19 protein-coding genes, 1 tRNA gene and 1 riboswitch are annotated in these 19,326 nt (G+C 70.4%); of the genes, 9 read left to right on the top strand and 11 right to left on the bottom strand.

Annotated elements, in window-relative coordinates; translation table 11 throughout:
* The first annotated feature begins 16 nt into the window (after positions 1-16).
* From AMK27_RS27410 to AMK27_RS27400, 3 genes are all read left to right on the top strand, one after another.
* Positions 17-1,429, top strand: a complete 1,413-nt coding sequence (locus AMK27_RS27410; protein ID WP_073913500.1) for a hypothetical protein — start codon at positions 17-19, stop codon at positions 1,427-1,429.
* Positions 1,430-1,431: 2 nt separating this feature from the next.
* A complete protein-coding gene (locus AMK27_RS27405) occupies positions 1,432-3,261 on the top strand; it encodes a DEAD/DEAH box helicase (RefSeq protein ID WP_073913497.1) in 1,830 nt (609 codons plus the stop codon).
* A 392-nt stretch (positions 3,262-3,653) separates the two neighbouring features.
* Positions 3,654-4,139, top strand: coding sequence for a TrmO family methyltransferase domain-containing protein (locus AMK27_RS27400; protein WP_073913494.1), 486 nt, complete (start codon positions 3,654-3,656; stop codon positions 4,137-4,139).
* A gap of 845 nt (positions 4,140-4,984) precedes the next feature.
* On the opposite strand, the gene AMK27_RS27395 is transcribed toward AMK27_RS27400, so the two are convergent.
* Complete coding sequence (locus tag AMK27_RS27395) at positions 4,985-5,680, bottom strand: aspartate/glutamate racemase family protein (RefSeq protein WP_073913491.1); 696 nt, start codon at positions 5,678-5,680, stop codon at positions 4,985-4,987.
* 379 nt (positions 5,681-6,059) lie between these two features.
* Between AMK27_RS27395 and AMK27_RS27390 the strand changes: the two genes are divergently transcribed.
* Together AMK27_RS27390 and AMK27_RS27385 are read left to right on the top strand one after the other, a co-directional pair.
* Positions 6,060-6,836, top strand: a complete 777-nt coding sequence (locus tag AMK27_RS27390) for a hypothetical protein (RefSeq protein WP_143204884.1) — start codon at positions 6,060-6,062, stop codon at positions 6,834-6,836.
* 37 nt (positions 6,837-6,873) lie between these two features.
* On the top strand, positions 6,874-7,176 hold the full coding sequence (locus AMK27_RS27385; RefSeq protein ID WP_073913487.1) for a hypothetical protein: 303 nt from the start codon (positions 6,874-6,876) through the stop codon (positions 7,174-7,176).
* 46 nt (positions 7,177-7,222) lie between these two features.
* Here AMK27_RS27385 and AMK27_RS27380 read toward each other — a convergent pair whose 3' ends face one another.
* The 4 genes from AMK27_RS27380 to AMK27_RS27365 form a co-directional block, all read right to left on the bottom strand.
* The gene (locus AMK27_RS27380) at positions 7,223-8,491 is read right to left on the bottom strand and encodes a DUF445 domain-containing protein (protein WP_073913484.1); all 1,269 of its coding nucleotides are present in this window, start codon (positions 8,489-8,491) and stop codon (positions 7,223-7,225) included.
* Positions 8,492-8,503: 12 nt separating this feature from the next.
* Positions 8,504-9,562, bottom strand: a complete 1,059-nt coding sequence (locus AMK27_RS27375; protein ID WP_241847617.1) for an ABC transporter ATP-binding protein — start codon at positions 9,560-9,562, stop codon at positions 8,504-8,506.
* Positions 9,563-9,571: 9 nt separating this feature from the next.
* Positions 9,572-10,336 carry an ABC transporter permease gene (locus AMK27_RS27370; protein ID WP_445194875.1) on the bottom strand — a complete coding sequence of 255 codons (765 nt, stop codon included), beginning with the start codon at positions 10,334-10,336 and terminating at the stop codon, positions 9,572-9,574.
* Positions 10,337-10,520: 184 nt separating this feature from the next.
* A complete protein-coding gene (locus tag AMK27_RS27365; protein ID WP_073914418.1) occupies positions 10,521-11,321 on the bottom strand; it encodes an ABC transporter permease in 801 nt (266 codons plus the stop codon).
* Between the two features lie 150 nt (positions 11,322-11,471).
* Between AMK27_RS27365 and AMK27_RS27360 the strand changes: the two genes are divergently transcribed.
* The gene (locus tag AMK27_RS27360; RefSeq protein WP_073913477.1) at positions 11,472-13,826 is read left to right on the top strand and encodes a transglycosylase domain-containing protein; all 2,355 of its coding nucleotides are present in this window, start codon (positions 11,472-11,474) and stop codon (positions 13,824-13,826) included.
* Here AMK27_RS27360 and AMK27_RS27355 read toward each other — a convergent pair.
* The 3 genes from AMK27_RS27355 to AMK27_RS27345 all read right to left on the bottom strand — a co-directional run bounded on the left by AMK27_RS27355 (position 13,820) and on the right by AMK27_RS27345 (position 14,995).
* Complete coding sequence (locus tag AMK27_RS27355; protein WP_073913474.1) at positions 13,820-14,140, bottom strand: DMT family transporter; 321 nt, start codon at positions 14,138-14,140, stop codon at positions 13,820-13,822. The two genes, AMK27_RS27360 and AMK27_RS27355, sit on opposite strands and share 7 nt — an antisense overlap.
* Positions 14,141-14,170: 30 nt before the next feature.
* Positions 14,171-14,240: riboswitch (guanidine-III (ykkC-III) riboswitch) on the bottom strand.
* Positions 14,241-14,289: 49 nt separating this feature from the next.
* The gene (locus tag AMK27_RS27350) at positions 14,290-14,628 is read right to left on the bottom strand and encodes a GroES family chaperonin (RefSeq protein WP_015033852.1); all 339 of its coding nucleotides are present in this window, start codon (positions 14,626-14,628) and stop codon (positions 14,290-14,292) included.
* A 46-nt stretch (positions 14,629-14,674) separates the two neighbouring features.
* Positions 14,675-14,995: a DUF3618 domain-containing protein gene (locus AMK27_RS27345; protein ID WP_073913470.1), complete on the bottom strand. Its 321-nt coding sequence runs from the start codon at positions 14,993-14,995 to the stop codon at positions 14,675-14,677.
* A gap of 152 nt (positions 14,996-15,147) precedes the next feature.
* Here AMK27_RS27345 and bcp point away from each other — a divergent pair, with 152 nt between their 5' ends.
* From bcp to AMK27_RS27330, 3 genes are all read left to right on the top strand, one after another.
* Positions 15,148-15,621, top strand: a complete 474-nt coding sequence (gene bcp / locus AMK27_RS27340; RefSeq protein WP_073913466.1) for a thioredoxin-dependent thiol peroxidase — start codon at positions 15,148-15,150, stop codon at positions 15,619-15,621.
* Positions 15,622-15,735: 114 nt separating this feature from the next.
* Positions 15,736-17,235 carry a glycine betaine/L-proline transporter ProP gene (gene proP / locus AMK27_RS27335; RefSeq protein ID WP_073913463.1) on the top strand — a complete coding sequence of 500 codons (1,500 nt, stop codon included), beginning with the start codon at positions 15,736-15,738 and terminating at the stop codon, positions 17,233-17,235.
* 100 nt (positions 17,236-17,335) lie between these two features.
* Positions 17,336-17,422: transfer RNA gene (locus tag AMK27_RS27330), tRNA-Leu, on the top strand.
* A 50-nt stretch (positions 17,423-17,472) separates the two neighbouring features.
* On the opposite strand, the gene rdgB is transcribed toward AMK27_RS27330, so the two are convergent.
* The 3 genes from rdgB to rph all read right to left on the bottom strand — a co-directional run bounded on the left by rdgB (position 17,473) and on the right by rph (position 19,283).
* On the bottom strand, positions 17,473-18,075 hold the full coding sequence (rdgB, locus tag AMK27_RS27325) for an RdgB/HAM1 family non-canonical purine NTP pyrophosphatase (RefSeq protein ID WP_073913460.1): 603 nt from the start codon (positions 18,073-18,075) through the stop codon (positions 17,473-17,475).
* Positions 18,076-18,083: 8 nt separating this feature from the next.
* Positions 18,084-18,464 (bottom strand): hypothetical protein, encoded by a 381-nt coding sequence (locus AMK27_RS27320; RefSeq protein ID WP_073913457.1) that lies wholly within the window; start codon positions 18,462-18,464, stop codon positions 18,084-18,086.
* Positions 18,465-18,551: 87 nt separating this feature from the next.
* Positions 18,552-19,283, bottom strand: coding sequence for a ribonuclease PH (gene rph / locus AMK27_RS27315; RefSeq protein WP_073913454.1), 732 nt, complete (start codon positions 19,281-19,283; stop codon positions 18,552-18,554).
* Positions 19,284-19,326: the final 43 nt, after the last annotated feature.

Here is a 19,326-nt window from a genome sequence, read left to right as displayed (position 1 = left end):
GAGGAGAAACGTGGGAATGCTGGCATTCGCTCTTCCGCCTAAGGGCCCGGAGAACACCGAGCTCGTCGCACGGCGGCTCCATGAGTCCACCGAAGGCGACGGAATCAGCGAGACCGTGACCGTGGAGTGGAACGGCCGTCCGCTTCATGTCGGTGTCATCGACATGCCGCTGCGCGACGTCTACTACAACCCGGCGACTCACCGCATCAGGGCTCAGCGCGACCACGACCCCGACCTCGCCCGCGGGCTGAAGTCGGACCCGTGGAGCGTGGAGAGCCAGGAATACCTCGACCGCCTGCTGAGGGGAAAGCCCGCCAGCCCGGACGAGACGGACCCTGACTTCGAAGCACTGCTGGACAGCCTGCGCTCCGTCGACCAGCAGGAACCCGGACTCATGACGCACGAGGGCATCCTCGTGAACGGCAACACACGTGCCGCGGCCCTGCGCCGGCTGGGGCGCACCTCGATCCGGGTCGGCGTCCTCCCCCGTTCCTTCACCTGGGACGACATCAACGCGGTCGAGCTGACCCTTCAGCTGCGCCCCGACAAGCGTCGTGACTACTCCTACATCAACCGCCTGATCGCCATGGAGGAGCAGGAGGAGATGGGTCGCGAGGCGGCCGACATCGCCCGCGACTTCCACATCCAGCTCAAGACCTTCCGGCAGGAGCGCTGGATCCTCGGAGTGATCCGGGACATGATCGAGCGCAGCGCCACGCCAGAAGGCGCCCAGCTCGGCCTCTCGGACTTCGAGGGCCATCAGGAGAACCTGAAGGAGCTGCACCGTACGTACGAGAAGGTGCGGGCTTCGAGTCAGGAACAGGCCGAGCGGGTCAAGGAGAATCGGATCGCGGCCATCATCCTGGACTTCGCCAAGACCAAGACCCGTGTCATCGGAGAGGATTTCCAGGGGGACTACCTGGAGGAAAGCCTCCCCACTCTGTTCGAGGGTGCCGGTTCCGGCGGGGAGAGCCCGGCCGGAATCTCCATCCCTGGTCTGTCCGTCGCCGTCGCCCCGCCCTCGGATCCGGTCATCCGGGCCCGGGCCGTCACCGACCAGATCCTCCAGGCCCGCGCCACCTGGTCCTCCCGGAACGTTCCGGACGCCGTACGTGAGGCCGCCCAACGCGAGATCACCGAAGCACGCAAGGGGATGCGCCGCGCGCTGGACGCGGCGGAGCGGGACGACCGGCTCAGGAAAGTCAGGCAGACCACCGCGGAGCGTCTCGACGACGCGCGCGCGTCAATCGACCAGAGCGTGAGCGATCTGGTGCAGGCGCTCGGCAGCCAAAGCCTCGACGAGGCGAGTTTCGACAGCGCGCTGCTCAGGGTCCGGAGCAGTCTCGCGAAGCTGGCCCGACAGGCCAGCCGTGGTGTCAGTACGCGCGGTGAGGGTGTCAGCTGGCTGATCAAGGCGAGCGAGGACTGAGCGTGGCCGATACCGAAGAGCCTTCGCTCAGAATCAGCTTTGACGAGACCCGTACAAAAGTGGTGTTCCGGAGCCTCGCGGACGGCCAGGGTCATCTCGTGCGGTTCATCGCACGGTACGGCAGCGGGAGCCAGCGCGGTCCTCAGGCGGCGGAGGTGGACCTGGAGGAGTTCCTCGCCCAGCTGCCTCTGCTGACCCACTGGTACGACCCGCAGGGTGTCGCGTTCTCGCCCGGCCTGAAGGCGCTCGCCGAAGGGTCGGTACGGGATTCACAGGCGGTGGAAGCCCGGCTGGAGGCGGGGCAGCGCGGCGAGCAGGTACGGGGAGAGGTCTCGCCCTCTGACGTCCCGGCGCTCCTCGGCCCGGCCTGGACGGCTCCGCTGACTAGTTTCCAGCAGCGCGACATCGCAAAGCTGCTGTCCCTCACGCACGGCGCCAACTTCAGCGTCCCCGGGGCGGGCAAGACCCGCGCCGCTCTGGCGGTATACGCGGCCCTCCGGCAGGCCGGCAAAGTCCGGCGGCTTCTGGTAGTCAGCCCCAAGTCCGCGTACGAGGCCTGGACCGACGAAGCTGCCATGTGCTTCTCCGTGCCCCCCGTTCTCCGCGTCTTCCAGCGGTCGGAGGACAGCGGTGCAGAGATCTTGCTCGTCAACTACGAGCGGCTGAGCAGACAGCAGTCCCAGCTCGCCGAGTGGCTCTCGGCCGCCCCGGCGCTCATGGTCCTGGACGAGGCCCACCGGATGAAGCTGGGAGTCCGGGGGACGTACGGGGCCAGCTGTATGGCCCTTGGGCCGCTGGCCGCGCACCGCCTCATCCTCACCGGGACTCCGGCGCCGAACGGCGCCAAGGACCTGGAGAGCCTCCTCTCGTTCGTCTGGCCCGGTCACGGGCGGCGAGCCGTGGACCGGGCGGTGGCGGGCGGGGACCTCGCGCACGCGAGCCGGGTGCTGAGACCGCTCTTCACCAGGACGACGAAGAACGAACTCCAGCTCCCTCCAGTGGACATACGGGTGAAGTACGTTCCGCTTCCCGAGGCGCACCGCCGCCTCTACGCCGCGCTCAAGAACCAGCTCACGGATATCCAGGACCGTGAGCAGGAGGAGTTTGCCCGGCTGGGCAAGGTGCTCGTGTACCTGATGATGGCCAGTACGAACCCCGCCCTGCTGGAGTCCGGATCGGACCGGTACCAGCCCCTGCCGCTTTTCGCGGGCCGGCGCCCAGCGGACCCCGGGCTCCCCCTGCTGGATCTCATGCGGGAGCTTCCGCGCTACGAGCTGTCCCCTAAGTACGAGGCCGTTCTGCGGACCGTGACGGAGAACGCCCGCGCAGGCCGCAAGACACTCGTCTGGTCGACGTTCGTCAGAAACCTGACCACGCTCGCGGCCTCTCTCGGTTCGCTCCGCCCCGCAGTGGTCCACGGCGCCACACCGGACCGGGACGAGCAGATCCGTAGGTTCCGCGAGGACCCGGACTGCATGGTGCTGCTCTCCAACCCGGCCACGCTGGGCGAGGGGATCAGCCTTCACCACGTCTGTCACGACGCCGTCTACCTAGACCGCGACTTCGCAGCCGGCCGCTACCTCCAGAGCCTCGACCGGATCCACCGGCTCGGACTCGCACCGGATACGGACACCCGCGTGACGGTGCTCGTCGCCGAGGGGACGATCGACACCATCGTGCACGAGCGCCTCGGCCGCAAGCTGGAGTTCATGGGCCAGATCCTCGACGACCCGGTCGTACGGGAACTGGCGGACCCGGAGGAGGACCTCACTCCGTGGGGAATGGACTCCGCCGACCTCCACGCGCTGCTCGGTCACCTGCAACACCCGTGAGCACCGGCCTCTCTCCGTGGACAGCCCGCCGCTACCCCGTCACCCTGACCAAGGGCCCTCACGGCCCGAGGTCAAGGTGTATGTCCACGCCACTCCGCGCGAACGAGCTCTGATCGGCATCGTGCGTGCGCGGGCGCTGGCCGTGAATGGCCAGAAGAGCAACGCGATCGCCGCGATCAACTAAGCCGAAACCGACCTCGGCGTTGAGTCCGGTAGAACGCGGGAAGCGGCGCTCACCATGCGGACGACTCTGTCCCCGTTCCGCAATCGCGGAATCCCGTCTGCTACCGAAGTGGACGAGCGAGCTCGGGTCACACTCCGACGAGTAGCCTGACGGAGTCGAAGCCTCTGGACCCACAAGTGGCTTTTTCTGTAAGGGAGAAGGGGACAACGTGGCTACGCAGTTCATCGAGGTGCCGGTCATCGCCGACGTGGTCGGAGGGCATGCCGGACGGCTCGACGACTTCAAGGGCGGCGTGGAATCGATCATCCGCCTGCGGCCGGAGTTCCCCGTGGAGACCCTGCAGGGCATCGAGGAGTTCTCGCACCTTCAGGTCACGTGGTTCTTCAACCTCGGATCACCGGACGATGTCGCGCTTCACGCACGCAGCCCCCGCGACAACCCCGCGTGGCCGGCGACCGGCACCTTCGTCCATCACAACCACCGCCGCCCAGCGCGGCTGGCTACTTCCTTCCCGAGACTCCTCAAGGTCGATGGTCACGACCTGCATGTCGTGGACCTCGACGCAGACGACGGCACTCAGATCGTCGATCTTGTCGCGACGTTCCAGGAGATGCTGCCTCGCGGGCCGGTGACTCAGCCGACGTGGCCGGGCGAGATGCTCGCCGACTACTGGCGAGACGCCTCCGAACGCTGAGGTGGGCCCATCAGGTGGGCCGGGTGTGTAAGTGACGGGTGGGACCGCCCTCTTTCCGAGAGTCGCTCCTTCCGGCGGTGCGTCAAGGGCGCTCCTTCGTCGCGTCGCTGCGCGATGGCCTTCGGCCACCCTTGACCCACCACCTCCAGGAGCGAAAACACTCTCGGAGGGCGGTCCAGGGGACCGGGTCCACGCCAGGCCTCGGGCAGTGGCCGCCGTCGGCGGGCGTGTGCCGACCGGTGGGTGGGTGCGCGGTTGTTGAATGGGGCAGCTGGGCACGGCTTAGCGGCGGAAGGTCGTTCGTGGTGGGGCTTCAGGCCCCGCTGGTCACTGCCGGTGGAGTGTGGGTGGAGGAAACTGCGGGCTACTCCGAGTAACACGACCCGAAAGATGCCCCATAACGGGCGAATCACCCTTAACGGGCGGTGAAAGTGTAAGAAACTCACGCCGACCCCACCTCACCACCCACCAGCAGTGACCAGCGGGGCCTGAATCCCAGCCCGACGACGAAGGTCGGTCGCTAAGCGCTGCCGGGCCGCCCCATTCAACAACCGCGCACCCCGAACCGGCCGACCGGAGCCCACTCACCCCCGCCACAAACCAAGCCCCCCACCCACCGGCAATCAGACGCCCCCAAGCACCGGCCACTACCCGGGCCCTGGCGTCGGCCCCGGCCCTCGGCCGCCCTCCGAGTGGGAAAAGGCGGCCTCCGCCGCCGGGTCAAGGGTGGGCGGAGCCCATCGGCGAAGCCGACGCCGAAGGCGCCCTTGACGCGGTGGTGGAGGGCGCCACACTCGGAAAGAGGGCGGCCGCGCCCGCACTCTCGTTGCCGGTTCGGGGTCGGGCTAGTCGGTCGGCAGTGCCGCCTGCACGGCGGCTGCGGCGTGGAGGCGGGCCGTGGGGAAGATCGGGACGGGGCTGTCCTCGGGGCCGATGAGGAGCTCGATCTCGGTGCAGCCCAGGATTATGCCTTCCGCGCCGGCGGCGACCAGGTCCGTGATGACCTTCTGGTACGCGGCACGTGACTCCTCCCGCACGATGCCGCGGCAGAGTTCGTCGTAGATCACGTGGTGAACGAGCGCTCGGCCGTCGGCATCGGGGATGTGGACAGCGAGCCCGCCCTCCTCCAGGCGCCCCCGGTAGAAGTCCTGCTCCATCGTGAACGCCGTGCCCAGCAGGCCGACTCGGTGCAGGCCCGACGCCCGTACTGCCTGCGCGGTGGCGTCGGCCAGGTGCAGCAGGGGTACCGAGACCGCCGCCCCGACCTGGTCGGCGACCTTGTGCATGGTGTTGGTGCAGATCAGGATCATCTCCGCGCCGGCCGCTTCAAGCGCCTGTGCGGCCGCCGCCAGGATCTCGCCCGCCTCCGTCCAGCGGTTCTGGACCTGCAGCTGCTCGATCTCCGCGAAGTCCACCGAGTAGAGCACGCAACGCGCCGAGTGGAGTCCGCCCAGGCGGTCCCGCGTGAACTCGTTCAGCAGGCGGTAGTACTCCGCCGTCGACTCCCAGCTCATTCCGCCGATCAGCCCGATCGTCTTCACCGCCGCGCTCCCCTCTCCTCCGTCACCCACACGAGCGTTGTTCCGCCGACGTGTCCCTGCGCGGACGATCAACACGCTACGTTCGCGCAAAACGGCCCCCGCCGATGGCTGCAACCGTCGGCGAGGGCCTGAACCACTCGTGGAAAAGGCGTCCACCGTGATCTACCGGCACTTTAACGCGCCCTCGCGTGCCTTCAGTCAGTTCTCGCACGAGATCATTCGGCATCCTCGGCTCAGTTCCGACGCCGTTCGACTCCTCACCTGGCAGCTCTCCCTCCCGCAGAACGCGCGCGAGTCCCTTTCCGCGACCGCCCGACGTGCCCGGATCGGGGGATGCGCCTTCACCCGCGCCAAGCGGCAGCTCAAGGAGGAGGGATTCGTGCATGAGCGGCGGGTGCAGGGGCCCGGCGGGCGATGGACCACCCAGCAGCTCGTCTCCAGTACCCCTTTGGCCCCCGGCGAGGCCGCCAAACTCCTCGCCCGGACACCCCTCCCCGCCTGCGCGGACCCCGTCACCCCGCAGGTCGCACCGAGTCCCCGGAATCCGGCCGCCGGTCGCCCGACCACCCCGCCCACCGACGGTCATCCAGATGAACACCTGAGGAAAGACACCTCCAACCCTCCGGTCGGGCCCGCAAAGGCCGCCGAGGCCGCCGGGCCCGCCGAGGCCGCCGAGCCCACGGTGACCGCCGACGGCGCGCCCGCCAGCCCCCGCCTCGAGGACGCCCGCGCCCTCGTCGGAGCGCTGCACCTGCTCTCCCCCGCCCTGCGGTACATCCCGCCCGCCATGCGCGACGAACTCGCCGGTCTCGCCGCCCGCTGGCTCGACGCGGGGCACTCGTCCGCCGATGTCCACGAGCACGTCCTCCGTGGCCTGCCCGGCGCCGGGACGCCCGTTCACCGGCCCGGCGGACTCGTCCGCCATCTCCTCCGTGACGTCCCGCCCCGCACCCTGCCGACTCCGCCCCCGACCGCCCCCACACCGATCCGGCTCTCCGTCCGCCTCGAAGGCGCCCGCGAGTGCACCGGTCACCACACCCAGCCCATGCTGTTCCGGCCGCTCGCCGACGAGACCCTGTGCGCCGCATGCGCCGCGCCCACCCGTGACGAGCCGGTGCCGGTGCCCGGCGGGGAGCGCCTTCGCGCGCCCTCGTAGGCTCGAAGGGCAACCCCACCGAGCGAAAGGCCCCGTCATGCCCCGCATCCCCTCCCCCGTCATCGCCGCCGCCGGGCTCGTCGGTGGTTATGCCGTCGCCCGGTGGACCAAGAAGCGGCCCCTCGGGGGTGTCGTGCTCGCCGGGGCCGGTGTCGCAGCCGCTCGGGAGTGGCAGCAGGTCGGTGGGGCCAAGGTCGCCGCCGGGCTCGGTACCGCGTACGTCGCCGCGTTCGCCGGGTCCCACCCGCTCGCCAAGAAGATCGGGGCCTGGCCGGCGGTGTTCTCCGTCGCCGGGGGCATGGCCGCCGCCTCCTGGGCCGTCACCCGCGACCGGGGCTGACCCTTCGCCCGGTGGCCGCTCACCGGGGTGAGCAGCACCCCGGTCCTCAGCCTCCCGCCGCGTGGCTCACCGTGTAGATCAGCAGGCCCGCCAGTGCGCCCACCACCGTGCCGTTGATGCGGATGAACTGGAGGTCGCGGCCGATGTTCGCCTCGATCTTCTTCGAGGTCTGCGTCGCGTCCCAGCCCGCGACCGTGTCCGTGATCAGGGACGTGATCTCGTGCCGGTACGTCGTGACCACGTAGGCCGCCGCGTCCTCCGCCCAGCCCTCCACCTTCTGCTGGAGGCGGGTGTCCGTCGCCAGGCGGTTGCCCAGGGACATCAGGGACGCCCGGGCGCGGAGGCGGAGTTGGCTGCGGTCGTCCTCGGCCGCCGCGATGATCAGGTTGCGGACCGAGGACCAGGCCGAGGCGATGATGTCCTGGACCTCCGGGCGGGCCAGCAGGTCCGACTTCAGGCGTTCGACGCGGGCCCTGGTGTCCGTGTCCGCCTGGAGGTCCGCCGCGAAGTCGGTCAGGAAGCGGTCGATCGCGCCGCGCGCCGGATGCCCCGGCATGTCCCGCATCTCCGTGACGAAGCGGAGGAGCTCCTTGTAGACGCGTTCGCCGATGCGCTTGTCCACGAAGCGCGGCGTCCAGCCCGGCGCCCCGCCCTGCACCGCGTCCATCACCGAGTCGCCGTGGGTCACCAGCCAGTCGTGGGCCCTGGTGCACACGAGGTCCACCGCCCGGTGGTGCGCCCCGTCCGAGACGATCTTCTGCAGTGTCTTGCCGAGGCTCGGCGCGATCTCCGCCGCCTCCGCCCGCCGGGTGATCGCCTCGCCCACGACCGCCTGCACGTCGGAGTCGCGCAGCACGGTGAGCGCGCCCCGCAGCGCCGTGGACGCCTCCGCCGTGACCCGGTCCGCGTGCGCCGGGTCCGCCAGCCACCCGCCGAGGCGTCGGCCGATGCCCAGTGCCGCCAGCCTGCCCCGTACGACGTCGGCGGAGAGGAAGTTCTCTCCGACGAACTGGCCCAGCGACGCTCCCAGCTGGTCCTTCTTCGTCGGGATGATCGCCGTGTGCGGGATCGGCAGGCCCAGCGGGCGCCGGAAGAGCGCCGTCACCGCGAACCAGTCCGCGAGCGCGCCGACCATGCCCGCCTCCGCCGCCGCCGCGACATAGCCCGTCCAGGGCCCCCAGCCCGCGTTCTCCGCCCAGGTCGCCAGGGCGTAGATCACCGCCACGGTGAGCAGCAGCGCCGTCGCCAGCGACTTCATGCGGCGGACGCCTCTGCTCTTCTCCTCGTCCGCTGCCGTGTACGAAAAACTCACCATGGGCCCGACCTCCTACATCAGGGACTCCCGGCGCTCGTCCCGAGTTCCCCCGTACATCTTCGCGATCACCGTCTCGATGTCCGGCTCCCGCACCGAGAGGTCCAGCAGGGGATACGTCGCCGCCACCTCCGCGACCAGCGGGGCCGCCGATGCCGTGGCCGGGAAGGCGAGCCACTGGCGGGGGCCTTCCGCCCGTACGAAGCGGGCGCCGGGGACCTCGATCGGCGGCAGCTCCCGCTCCAGGTCCACCACCAGGAGCCGCTCGCTCTCCCCCACCGCGTGCAGGCCCGACAGCTTCCCGTCGTACATCAGGCGCCCGTGGTCGATCACCATCACCCGCGAGCACAGCTGCTCGATGTCCGTGAGGTCGTGGGTGGTCAGGAGGACGGTCGTGCCCTCGGTGGTGTTGAGATGGCTCAGGAACTCCCGCACCCTCGCCTTCGACACCACGTCCAGGCCGATCGTCGGCTCGTCCAGGTAGAGGACCTCCGGGTCGTGGAGGAGGGCCGCCGCGATGTCCCCGCGCATCCGCTGGCCCAGCGACAGCTGCCGTACCGGCACGTCGAGGAGCTCCTCCAGTTCGAGGAGTTCCACGCAGCGGTCCAGGTTCTCCCGGAAGCGGGCGTCGGGGATGCGGTACATCCGGTGCATCAGCCGGTACGAGTCCTTCAGCGGCAGGTCCCACCAGAGTGTCGTCCGCTGGCCGAAGACCACTCCGATGCGCTGGGCCAGACGGGTGCGCTCGCGCGCGGGGTCGATGCCCGCGACGCGCAGCCGGCCGGCGCTGGGGGTGAGGATGCCGGTCAGCATCTTGATCGTCGTCGACTTCCCGGCGCCGTTCGGGCCGATGTAGCCGACCATCTCCCCGCGCTCGACGGTGAAGCTGATGCCGTCGACCGCTCTCACCTCTCGCTTCTCGCGGCGGAGGAGGCCCGCCGCCTTCCGCCGGACCGTGAAGACCTTCTCCAGGTCCTCCAGTTCGATGAACGGTTCGGTGGGCGGGCCGGTAGGCCGGCCACCGGTCGGGCCCCCTGCCGCCCCGTCCCTCGGGCCCGTCGTGTGCGATGCCATGCTCTGCCCTCAGCTTCCCGTCGATCGGTACGCGCGGACCCCGGCCCGCCACGCGAGCCCCGCCACTCCGCAACACACGGCCGCCACCAGCGGCGACGCGAACGCCGCCCACTCCGGCACGCCCGCCGGCGCCGGCCGGTCCAGCACGTACAGCACCGGCAGCCAGTTCACGAACGCCAGCGGTACGACGTACACCACACCCCGCACCAGGTCCTGGGCGAAGATCGTCGGCGGGTACTGGAGGAGGGTGTTCCCGCCGTACGTGAACGCGTTCGTCACCTCCGCCGCGTCCTGCATCCAGAACAGCACCGACGCGCCGGCGACCATCACCGCCCCGAAGATCACCGCGCCGCTCACCACCGACACCGGCAGCAGCAGCACCTTCAGCGGCGTCCACGCCACGTCCAGCAGGCACAGGCTCCAGACCAGGACGACGAGGCCCTGCGTGACCCGGCCGAACCTCTTCAGCGCGAACTTGTCCCCGGCGAGCTGCGCGAGCAGCGGCGCGGGGCGCATCAGGAACGTGTCGAGCGAGCCGTCCCTGACCCGTGCCCCCATCCGCTGGAGCGAGCCCACCGTGAGGTCCGCGATCCCGAACGCCGTGCCCGCCGTCCCGTACAGCAGCGCGACCTCCGCGAAGGCGAAGCCGCCCAGGCCCTTCACCTGACCGAACATCAGCAGGATCACGACGAAGTCGAAGAACGTGACGCAGAAGTTCGTGAACAGCGTGATGAGGAAGGACGCCCGGTACGTCATCGTCGAGCGGATCCACATCCCCGCGACCATCCGGTACGTCCGCCAGGCGTCGCCCAGGCGGCCGGGAGCGGCAGCCCGGTCGTACCCGTCTCCGGAGCGGCCACCGGACCCGTCTCCGGAGCGACCTCCCGACCCGCCTCCGGAGCGACCCCCAGACGCGCCTCCGGAACGGCCCCCGGACCCCACCGGCGTACGCGTCGCCTCAGCCACCCTGCACCACCACCTTCCGCGTCGCCGCCGCCTGCGCCGCGCGGCCGGCGCCCAGCAGCACCAGCGCCCAGCCGCCCTGGAAGGCGTACGCCCCCGCGAGGCCCCAGCCCTCGTACTTCCCGAGGTACACATCGGCCGGCACCTGGAGCAGCGAGGCCCACGGCAGGGCCCGCGCGACCTCGCCGAGCGCGCCGGGGAAGACGTTGAGCGGGAGCAGCATCCCCGAGAAGAACAGGCCGCCCAGCCAGGCCACCTGGACCACGCCCTGGCCGTCGAGCAGCCAGAACGCGCTCATGGCCACCAGGTACCAGAGCGCGAAGCCGACCGTCGATCCGAGCGCCACCGCAAGCAGGAAGGCGAGCCACGAGCCCGGCCCGGCCGGCAGGGTGAAGCGGAAGGCCAGCCAGCCGACCGCCATCGGAGCGACCCCGCGGCCGAGCAACTGGTAGGCGGACCTGCCCAGGTCGGCCGAGAACCACCAGGCCTGGAGGTCGGCCGGGCGGGAGAGGTCGACCGCGATGTCCCCGGTCCTGATCCGCTCGATCAGCTCGACCTCGAAGCCGCCGCCCATCAGGCCGCAGACCGTGAGCAGCGCCTGCCCGATCCACACGTACGCGAGGGCGTCGTCCATCGAGTAGCCGCCGAGGTGCGGGCGCTCGTCCCAGAGGGCGATGTAGGTGTACGACAGGACGAGACCGAAGACGGAGTTGGTGAACACCCCCGCCGCCGTCGCCACCCGGTAGGTGGCATGCCGCCGGAAGCCTCCCGCGGCCACCGTCGAGTACAGCCGCAGCATGCGGCTTCTCCTCCCCAGTCCGTAAAGAACCGAAAAACGCCGAAGCGCACGACCCTAGCGAAGGGCGCCGCGGCCCCGCGACCGGATTTCCCGCCACCTCGGGTCGCATTCAGGAGTTTCGCCCCTTAAGGGGCAATATGACTTGCCATGCCCCCTTCCTCCGGTACGAGCGACTCCGACGCCCCCCGGCCGGCCCGCCCCACGGGCTGGGAGCCGAGGGACCCCACCCTCTCCACTCCCCCCTCGCGCACGCCGAGGCGCCGTCCCCGCCGCCTCCTGCGCACCCTCTTCGGGCTCCTGCTCCTCGGCACCCTGCTGCTCGCGGGCGTCTTCGCCGCCGGGTACCTCCTGGTGGAGATCCCGCCCGCCAACTCCGCCGCCCTCGCCCAGTCCAACGTCTACCTCTACCGGGACGGCACCACCCTCGCCCGCGACGGCGAGGTCAACCGCGAGAACATCCGGCTCGACCGCGTCCCGCTCACCGTCCGGCGGGCCGTCCTCGCCGCCGAGGACCGCGACTTCCACACCTCACGCGCCGTCGACCCCAAGGCGATGGTCCGCGCCGCCTGGAACACCGTCACCGGCAAGGGCCGCCAGTCCGGCTCCACGATCACCCAGCAGTACGTCAAGAACTACTACCTGGGGCAGGAGCAGACCCTCACCCGCAAGGCGAAGGAGTTCTTCATCGCGATCAAGCTCGGCCGCGAGAAGAGCAAGGAGGACATCCTCCAGGGCTATCTGAACACCAGCTACTTCGGACGCAACGCCTACGGCCTCCAGGCCGCCGCCCGCGCCTACTACGGCAAGGACGCCGAGGACCTCGACACCGCCGAGGGCGCGTACCTCGCCTCCGTCCTCAAGGCCCCCAGCGCCTACGACGTCACCACCCACCCCGAGAACCGCGCCAAGGCCGTCGCCCGCTGGAACTACGTCCTCGACGGCATGGTCGGCGAAGGCTGGCTCACCCGCGCCGACCGCGCCGCCGCCCGCTTCCCCACCCCCGAGACCGCCCGCCCCGCGACCGGCCTCTCCGGCCAGCGCGGCTATCTCGTCCAGGCCGTCGAGGAGTACCTGACCGAGCACGGCATCGTCGACGAGAAGACCCTCGCCGGCGGCGGCTTCCGCATCACCACCACCCTCGAACCCGCCAAGCAGGACGCGCTCGTCGAGACCGTCGAGGAGCAGGTCATGTCCAAGCTCGACCCGGCGAGCACCCCCGCCGACCGGTTCGTACGGGTCGGCGCGGCCGCCATCGACCCGGCGAACGGCAAGGTCCTCGCCCTGTACGGCGGCGTCGACTACACCCGGCAGTACGTCAACAACGCCACCCGGCGCGACTACCAGGTCGGCTCCACCTTCAAGCCCTTCGTCTTCACCGCCGCCGTCCAGAGCGGCGCCCAGACCCAGCAGGGCGAGCCGATCACCCCGTACACCGTGTACGACGGCAGCAACCGGCGCCCGGTCGAGGGCTGGAACGGCGCCCCGTACGATCCCGCCAACGAGGACGACGAGAGCTTCGGCGAGCTCCCCGTCGGCGCCGCCACCGATCTCTCGGTGAACGCCGTGTACGCCCAGATGGCCGTCGACGTCGGCCCTGGGCACGTGCGCCGCACCGCCGTCGACCTCGGCCTGCCGGGCTCCACCCCCGACCTCACCGCCTCCCCCTCCATCGCGCTCGGCGCGGCCACGGCGAGTGTCCTGGACATGGCGACGGCGTACGCGACCCTCGCCGCGCACGGCCGGCACGGCGGGTACTCCCTCGTCGAGGGCCTCAGCCGGGACGGCCAGGAGATGGCCGTCCCGGCTCCGGCGTCCCGGCAGGCGGTGAGCCGGGAGGCCGCCGACACCACCACGGCCATCCTGCGGAGCGTCATCGAGACGGGTACGGGCACGGCCGCGCAGGCCGTCGGACGCCCCGCCGCCGGCAAGACGGGCACGGCGGAGGACGACAAGGCCGCCTGGTTCGCCGGCTACACCCCGGAACTCGCCGCGGTCGTCGCCGTGATGGGCCAGGACCCCGAGTCGGGCCGGCAGGAACCGCTGTACGGCGCGCTCGGACAGGCCCGGATCAACGGGGGCGGGACGCCCGCCGAGATCTGGGCGCAGTTCACCCGCGAGGCACTGGCGGGGACGACCCCGCGGGACTTCGAGCTCCAGCTGATGCCGGGGGCGGAGGAACCGCCGCCGCTCCCGCCGTCGCCCGATGCCCCGGACGCCGCGGCGGGCGCTGCCGCCTCGGCCGCTCCCGGCACCTCGAACGCCCCTGGTGTCTCGAACGCCCCTGGTGTCTCGGATGCCTCTACGGCTCCTGACGACTCGACAGCCCCCGACGCATCAGGAGCCCCTGAGGTCTCAGAGGCTCCTGATGTTCGTGAGGCGCGCGAGGCACGAGAGGTGCGAGAGGCACACGAGGCTCCCGCGGGGCCGTACGAGCTGGGCGAGGCGGGACCGGGAGCGGCGCCCCGCAGCCCCAGGCCGCCTCGCGGCACCCCGGGTCAGTGACCCGAGGTCGCCTTCAGACCCACGACGGCGACCAGCAGCAGACAGACGAAGAAGATCCGGGCGGCGGTCGCCGGCTCACCCAGCACCACCATGCCGAGCACCGCCGCACCGGCCGCGCCGATACCCACCCACACGCCGTACGCCGTACCGATCGGCAGGGTCTTCGCGGCATGCGACAGCAGCACCATCGAGGCGATGATCCCCGCACCGGTGAACACGCTGGGCCAGAGCCGCGTGAAGCCGTCGGTGTACTTCATCCCGATCGACCAGCCGACTTCCAGCAGACCCGCGACGACAAGAAGAACCCAGGCCATGACGACACCTCCGCGAGACGGAACAACAGGGGTGCGTCGTCTTGTCGGAATCCCGGTACGGCGCGTCTCGTCGGGTGTCTCCAGGCTAGCAAAGAACGGCGGAAGGCCTTGGTGACCATGGTCACCAAGGCCTTCCGAAGCACACGGGGTCAGAGATACAGCCCGGTCGAGTCCGTCGTCCCCTGGAAGCGGTCCGCGGCCACCGCGTGCAGATCGCGCTCCCGCATCAGGACGTACGCCACGCCCCGCACCTCGACCTCGGCACGGTCCTCGGGGTCGTACAGCACCCGGTCGCCGATCTCGACGGTACGGACGTTCTGACCGACCGCGACCACCTCGGCCCAGGCGAGACGACGGCCCACCGCGGCGGTCGCCGGAATCAGGATGCCGCCGCCGGAGCGCCGCTCACCCTCCGGAGAGTCGGTGCGGACCAGGACGCGGTCGTGGAGCATCCGGATGGGCAGCTTGTCGTGCGTGTTCTCGCTCACGGTGTGAACCTACCTGCCCGGATACGGAACCCGGAGCGGGGAGGGGTCATCCCTTTCCCTTGCGGGAGGAGGCGGCGAGCAGTCCGATGACCGCGACGGCGACGAGCGCCGCCGGCACCACGCGCTCCAGGCGGGGAGCGCCGTCCTCATGGGTGAAACGTGCCTTCACGTCCGAGACGACCCGGTTGACGGCGACGAAGGCGCGTCCGGCGGTCTGGTCGACCGTCGAGGCGACCTTGGCCTTCGCATCCCCGATGATCGTCTTCGGGTGCATCCGAATGCCGATCTCGTCGAGAGTGACGGCGAGCTGCTCGCGCCGGCGGACGATGTCCGCCTCGATCTGCGCAGGGGTCCTGGCCTCCGACACCGCGCTGCCTCCGTAGTCGTGATCCGGGTGGGTCGTGATCCGGTCGTTGATCGGTCCTTGTGGACAGTCTGTCAGCTCTGCCGCCGCCGGGCTGTCCCCGACCCCCATTAGGCTCTGAATGCGTACGCGAACGATCTCGAGGAGAGCCAGCCATGAGCGAGCGACTGCAGCCCGGCGACACCGCCCCCGCCTTCACCCTGCCCGACGCGGACGGCAACGAGGTCTCCCTCGCGGACCACAAGGGCCGCAAGGTCATCGTCTACTTCTACCCGGCCGCGCTGACACCCGGCTGCACGAAGCAGGCCTGCGACTTCACGGACAACCTGGACGTGCTCGCGGCGGCGGGCTACGACGTCATCGGCGTCTCGCCGGACAAGCCGGAGAAGCTGGCGAAGTTCCGCGAGAAGGAGAACCTCAAGGTCACGCTGGTCGGCGACCCGTCCAAGGAGATCCTGGAGGCCTACGGCGCCTTCGGCGAGAAGAAGCTCTACGGCAAGACGGTGACCGGCGTGATCCGCTCGACGGTCGTCGTCGACGAGGACGGCAAGGTGGAGCACGCGTTCTACAACGTGAAGGCGACGGGCCACGTGGCCAAGATCCTCAGGGACCTCTCCATCGAGGCCTGAACCACCGCGCCGACGACGTGACGGACGTCCCAATCCCGGACGACTTCCGTTTGTGAACGGCATGACCGTGCAGAAGGTCCTCTGGAGCTTTTCCCGGAGAGAGGACGTACGGCCATGCCGGCCACAGACAGCGACGGCCCCGTCGCCGATCCCGAGGCCCAGCGGCGTCATCCGCTGCTGTTCAAGGCCGTCACCCGGCGGCGGCAGCCCAGACTGCGGCGCACCGACATCACGGTCACCGACGAGGCGGCCGTCAAGCGCGCCGTGAAGGCGGCCTCGCTGGGCAATGCCATGGAGTGGTTCGACTTCGGCATCTACGCCTACCTCGCCGTCACCCTCGGCCATGTCTTCTTCCCCTCGGGCAACGACACCGTCCAGCTGCTGTCGTCCTTCGCGACCTTCGCGGTGGCCTTCCTGGTCCGCCCGCTCGGCGGCATGGTGTTCGGCCCGATGGGTGACCGGCTGGGCCGCAAGAAGGTCCTCGCCCTCACGATGATCCTCATGGCCGTCGGCACCTTCGCGATCGGCCTGATCCCCTCGTACGCCTCCATCGGCTTCTGGGCGCCGGTCCTCCTGATCCTCTTCCGGATGCTCCAGGGCTTCTCCACCGGCGGCGAGTACGGCGGCGCCTCCACCTTCATCGCCGAGTACGCCCCCGACCGCCGCCGCGGCTACTTCGGCAGCTTCCTGGAGTTCGGCACCCTCGCGGGCTACGTCGCCGCGGCCGGCCTCGTGACCGCGCTCACCACCTGGCTCGGCTCCGACACCATGGAGGCCTGGGGCTGGCGCGTGCCGTTCCTCGTCGCGGGCCCGCTGGGCCTGGTCGGCCTCTACCTGCGGCTGCGGCTCGACGAGACGCCCGCCTTCCAGAAGCTGGAGAGCGACTCGGCGCGCGCCTCCGACGCCGCCGACGCGGTCGAGACCTCCACCAAGGGCGACCTGGCGAAGATATTCCGGCAGCAGTGGCCGACGCTGATCCTCTGCATCGCGCTGGTCGGCGCGTACAACATCACCGACTACATGCTGCTGTCGTACATGCCGACGTACCTCTCCGACGAACTCGGCTACAGCGAGACGCATGGTCTGCTGATCCTGCTGCTCGTGATGGTCCTGCTGATGCTGGTCATCACCCAGGTCGGCCGGCTGAGCGACCGCTTCGGGCGGAAGCCGCTGCTGATGGCGGGCATGCTGGGCTTCTTCTTCCTGTCGCTGCCCGCGTTCCTGCTGATCGGACAGGGCGGCATCCCGGCGATCACCGCGGGCATGGTGATGCTCGGCCTGTCCCTGGTCTGCCTGCTCGGCACGATGTCGGCGGCGCTCCCGGCGCTCTTCCCGACCGACGTCCGCTACGGCTCCCTGTCGGTGGGCTACAACCTGTCGGCGTCGCTGTTCGGCGGTACGACCCCGCTGGTGATCACGGCCCTGATCGGCGCGACCGGCAGCAACCTGATGCCGGCGTACTACGCGATGGGCGCGGCGCTCGTCGGTGTGATCGCCGTCGCCTGCATGAAGGAGACGGCCCGGCAGCCCCTTGAGGGCTCCCCGCCCTCGGTGGAGACCCCGGAGGAAGCGGCCGAGATCGTGATGGCCCAGGCCCCGGAACCGAGGTTCTGACCGGCTCTGGCCGCCGCACGCCCGCGGGTGCGCGGCGGCGGGGCGGACGCCGCCGGAGGGCTGATCCGAACGGGCGGCGCCCGCTACGATGACGGTGCACGCGGCCGTGTCGTAACTGGCAGCCGAGCTGGGTTTAGGTCCCAGTGGGCGAAAGCCCGTGTGGGTTCGAGTCCCACCGGCCGCACCATACGTGAGGGGCCGTCCGATCCGGACGGCCCCTCACGGCTGTTTGGGGCCTCAGCCCAGCAGTTCCCGCACCACCGGGACGAGGGCGCGGAACGCCTTGCCCCGGTGGCTGATCGCGTTCTTCTCCGCCGGGGTCAGTTCGGCGCAGGTCACGTCGTGGCCCTCCGGCTGGAGGATCGGGTCGTAGCCGAAGCCGTTCGTGCCGGCCGGGGTGTGGCGGAGGGTGCCCGGCATCGTGCCCTCGACGACGCGTTCCGTGCCGTCGGGCAGGGCCAGGGCCGCCGCGCAGGCGAAGTGGGCGCCGCGGTGTTCGGCCGCGATGTCGGAGAGTTGGGCCAGCAGGAGGTCCAGGTTGGCGCGGTCGTCGCCGTGCGTGCCCGACCAGCGGGCGGAGAAGATGCCGGGGGCGCCGTTGAGGACGTCGACGCACAGGCCGGAGTCGTCGGCCACCGCGGGCAGGCCGGTGGCCTGGGCGAGGGCGTGGGCTTTCAGGAGGGCGTTCTCCGCGAAGGTGACGCCGGTCTCCTTGACGTCGGGGATCTCGGGGAACGCGTCCGCGCCGACGAGTTCCAGGTCGAGACCTGCGTCGGCGAGGATCGCGTGGAGTTCGGTGATCTTGCCCGCGTTGCGGGTGGCGAGGATCAGACGGGTCATGCCACCGATTATCCCGGGGTGCAGACCTTGCCGATCTCGGTGGCCGCGTCGGTGACGGGGGTGATGTCCGGCGTGGTGTCGCCGTTCTTGACGGCGGCGCGGACGGTGTCGACGCCCTTGGTGAGGTCGTCGACCGCCTTGGAGAGGTCGGCGTTGTCGGTGGTGTTCTTGAGGTTGCCCAGTTCCGTGGAGATGGAGTTGAGGGACTCCTCGATCTGGGTGGCGTCGTTCGAGGCGTTGGAGACCGCCTGCTGAAGGTTGCTCACCGAGGTGGCTATGGCGTCGGCGGTCTTGACGCAGTCCATGGCCTTGTCGAGGGCTCCGCAGCCGCTCAGGACGGTGGTGAGTGCGGCGGCCGTGGCCACGGCGAGTGCGAGACGGCGCTTCAAGGCGGGTCCTCCCCCAGATACGTACACGCGGACGGGCGGGCGCACGGATCGTACCGGGCTGCCCGCCCGTCAGGACGCAGTGCGGGGTCAGAGGGTTCCTTCGAGGGCCTTGCGCTGGATCTCGGCGAGTTCGGCGCAGCCGCCGGAGGCGAGGTCGAGGAGGGCGTTGAGTTCGTCGCGGTCGAAGGGCTCGGCCTCGGCGGTGCCCTGGACCTCGACGAAGCGGCCGTCGCCGGTGCAGACGACGTTCATGTCGGTGTCGGCGCGGACGTCCTCCTCGTAGCAGAGGTCGAGGAGGGGGACGCCGTCGACGATGCCGACGGAGACGGCGCCGACGGTGCCGGTGAGCGGCTTGCGGCCGGCTTTGACGAGCTTCTTGCCCTGGGCCCAGGCGACGGCGTCGGCGAGGGCGACGTACGCGCCGGTGATGGCGGCGGTACGGGTGCCGCCGTCGGCCTGGAGGACGTCGCAGTCGAGGACGATGGTGTTCTCGCCGAGCGCCTTGTAGTCGATGACGGCGCGCAGGGAGCGGCCGATGAGGCGGGAGATCTCGTGGGTGCGGCCGCCGATCTTGCCGCGGACGGACTCGCGGTCGCCGCGGGTGTTGGTGGCCCGCGGGAGCATGGAGTACTCGCCGGTGACCCAGCCTTCGCCGCTGCCCTTGCGCCAGCGCGGGACGCCTTCGGTGACGGAGGCGGTGCAGAAGACCTTGGTGTCGCCGAAGGAGATGAGGACGGAGCCCTCGGCGTGCTTGCTCCATCCGCGTTCGATGGTGACGGGGCGGAGCTGTTCGGGGGTACGGCCGTCGATACGAGACATGGGACGAGCCTAGCGGGACGCGGGGAGGGGGCTGTTCCCCTGC

The sequence above is a fragment of the Streptomyces sp. CB02009 genome, assembly GCF_001905825.1.
Lineage (GTDB): Bacteria > Actinomycetota > Actinomycetes > Streptomycetales > Streptomycetaceae > Streptomyces.
The sequence above is the reverse complement of the archived record's forward strand: the minus strand, read 5'-3'. Positions and strand labels throughout refer to the sequence as shown.

Coding starts and splice junctions, on each gene's coding strand:
- AMK27_RS27410 (WP_073913500.1), top strand. CDS start 17: ATGCTGGCATTCGCTCTTCCGCCTAAGGGCCCGGAGAACACCGAGCTC.
- AMK27_RS27385 (WP_073913487.1), top strand. CDS start 6,874: ATGCCCCGCATCCCCTCCCCCGTCATCGCCGCCGCCGGGCTCGTCGGT.
- AMK27_RS27380 (WP_073913484.1), bottom strand. CDS start 8,491: ATGGTGAGTTTTTCGTACACGGCAGCGGACGAGGAGAAGAGCAGAGGC.
- AMK27_RS27375 (WP_241847617.1), bottom strand. CDS start 9,562: ATGGCATCGCACACGACGGGCCCGAGGGACGGGGCGGCAGGGGGCCCG.
- AMK27_RS27370 (WP_445194875.1), bottom strand. CDS start 10,336: ATGTGGATCCGCTCGACGATGACGTACCGGGCGTCCTTCCTCATCACG.
- AMK27_RS27360 (WP_073913477.1), top strand. CDS start 11,472: ATGCCCCCTTCCTCCGGTACGAGCGACTCCGACGCCCCCCGGCCGGCC.
- AMK27_RS27355 (WP_073913474.1), bottom strand. CDS start 14,140: ATGGCCTGGGTTCTTCTTGTCGTCGCGGGTCTGCTGGAAGTCGGCTGG.
- bcp (WP_073913466.1), top strand. CDS start 15,148: ATGAGCGAGCGACTGCAGCCCGGCGACACCGCCCCCGCCTTCACCCTG.
- proP (WP_073913463.1), top strand. CDS start 15,736: ATGCCGGCCACAGACAGCGACGGCCCCGTCGCCGATCCCGAGGCCCAG.
- rdgB (WP_073913460.1), bottom strand. CDS start 18,075: ATGACCCGTCTGATCCTCGCCACCCGCAACGCGGGCAAGATCACCGAA.
- rph (WP_073913454.1), bottom strand. CDS start 19,283: ATGTCTCGTATCGACGGCCGTACCCCCGAACAGCTCCGCCCCGTCACC.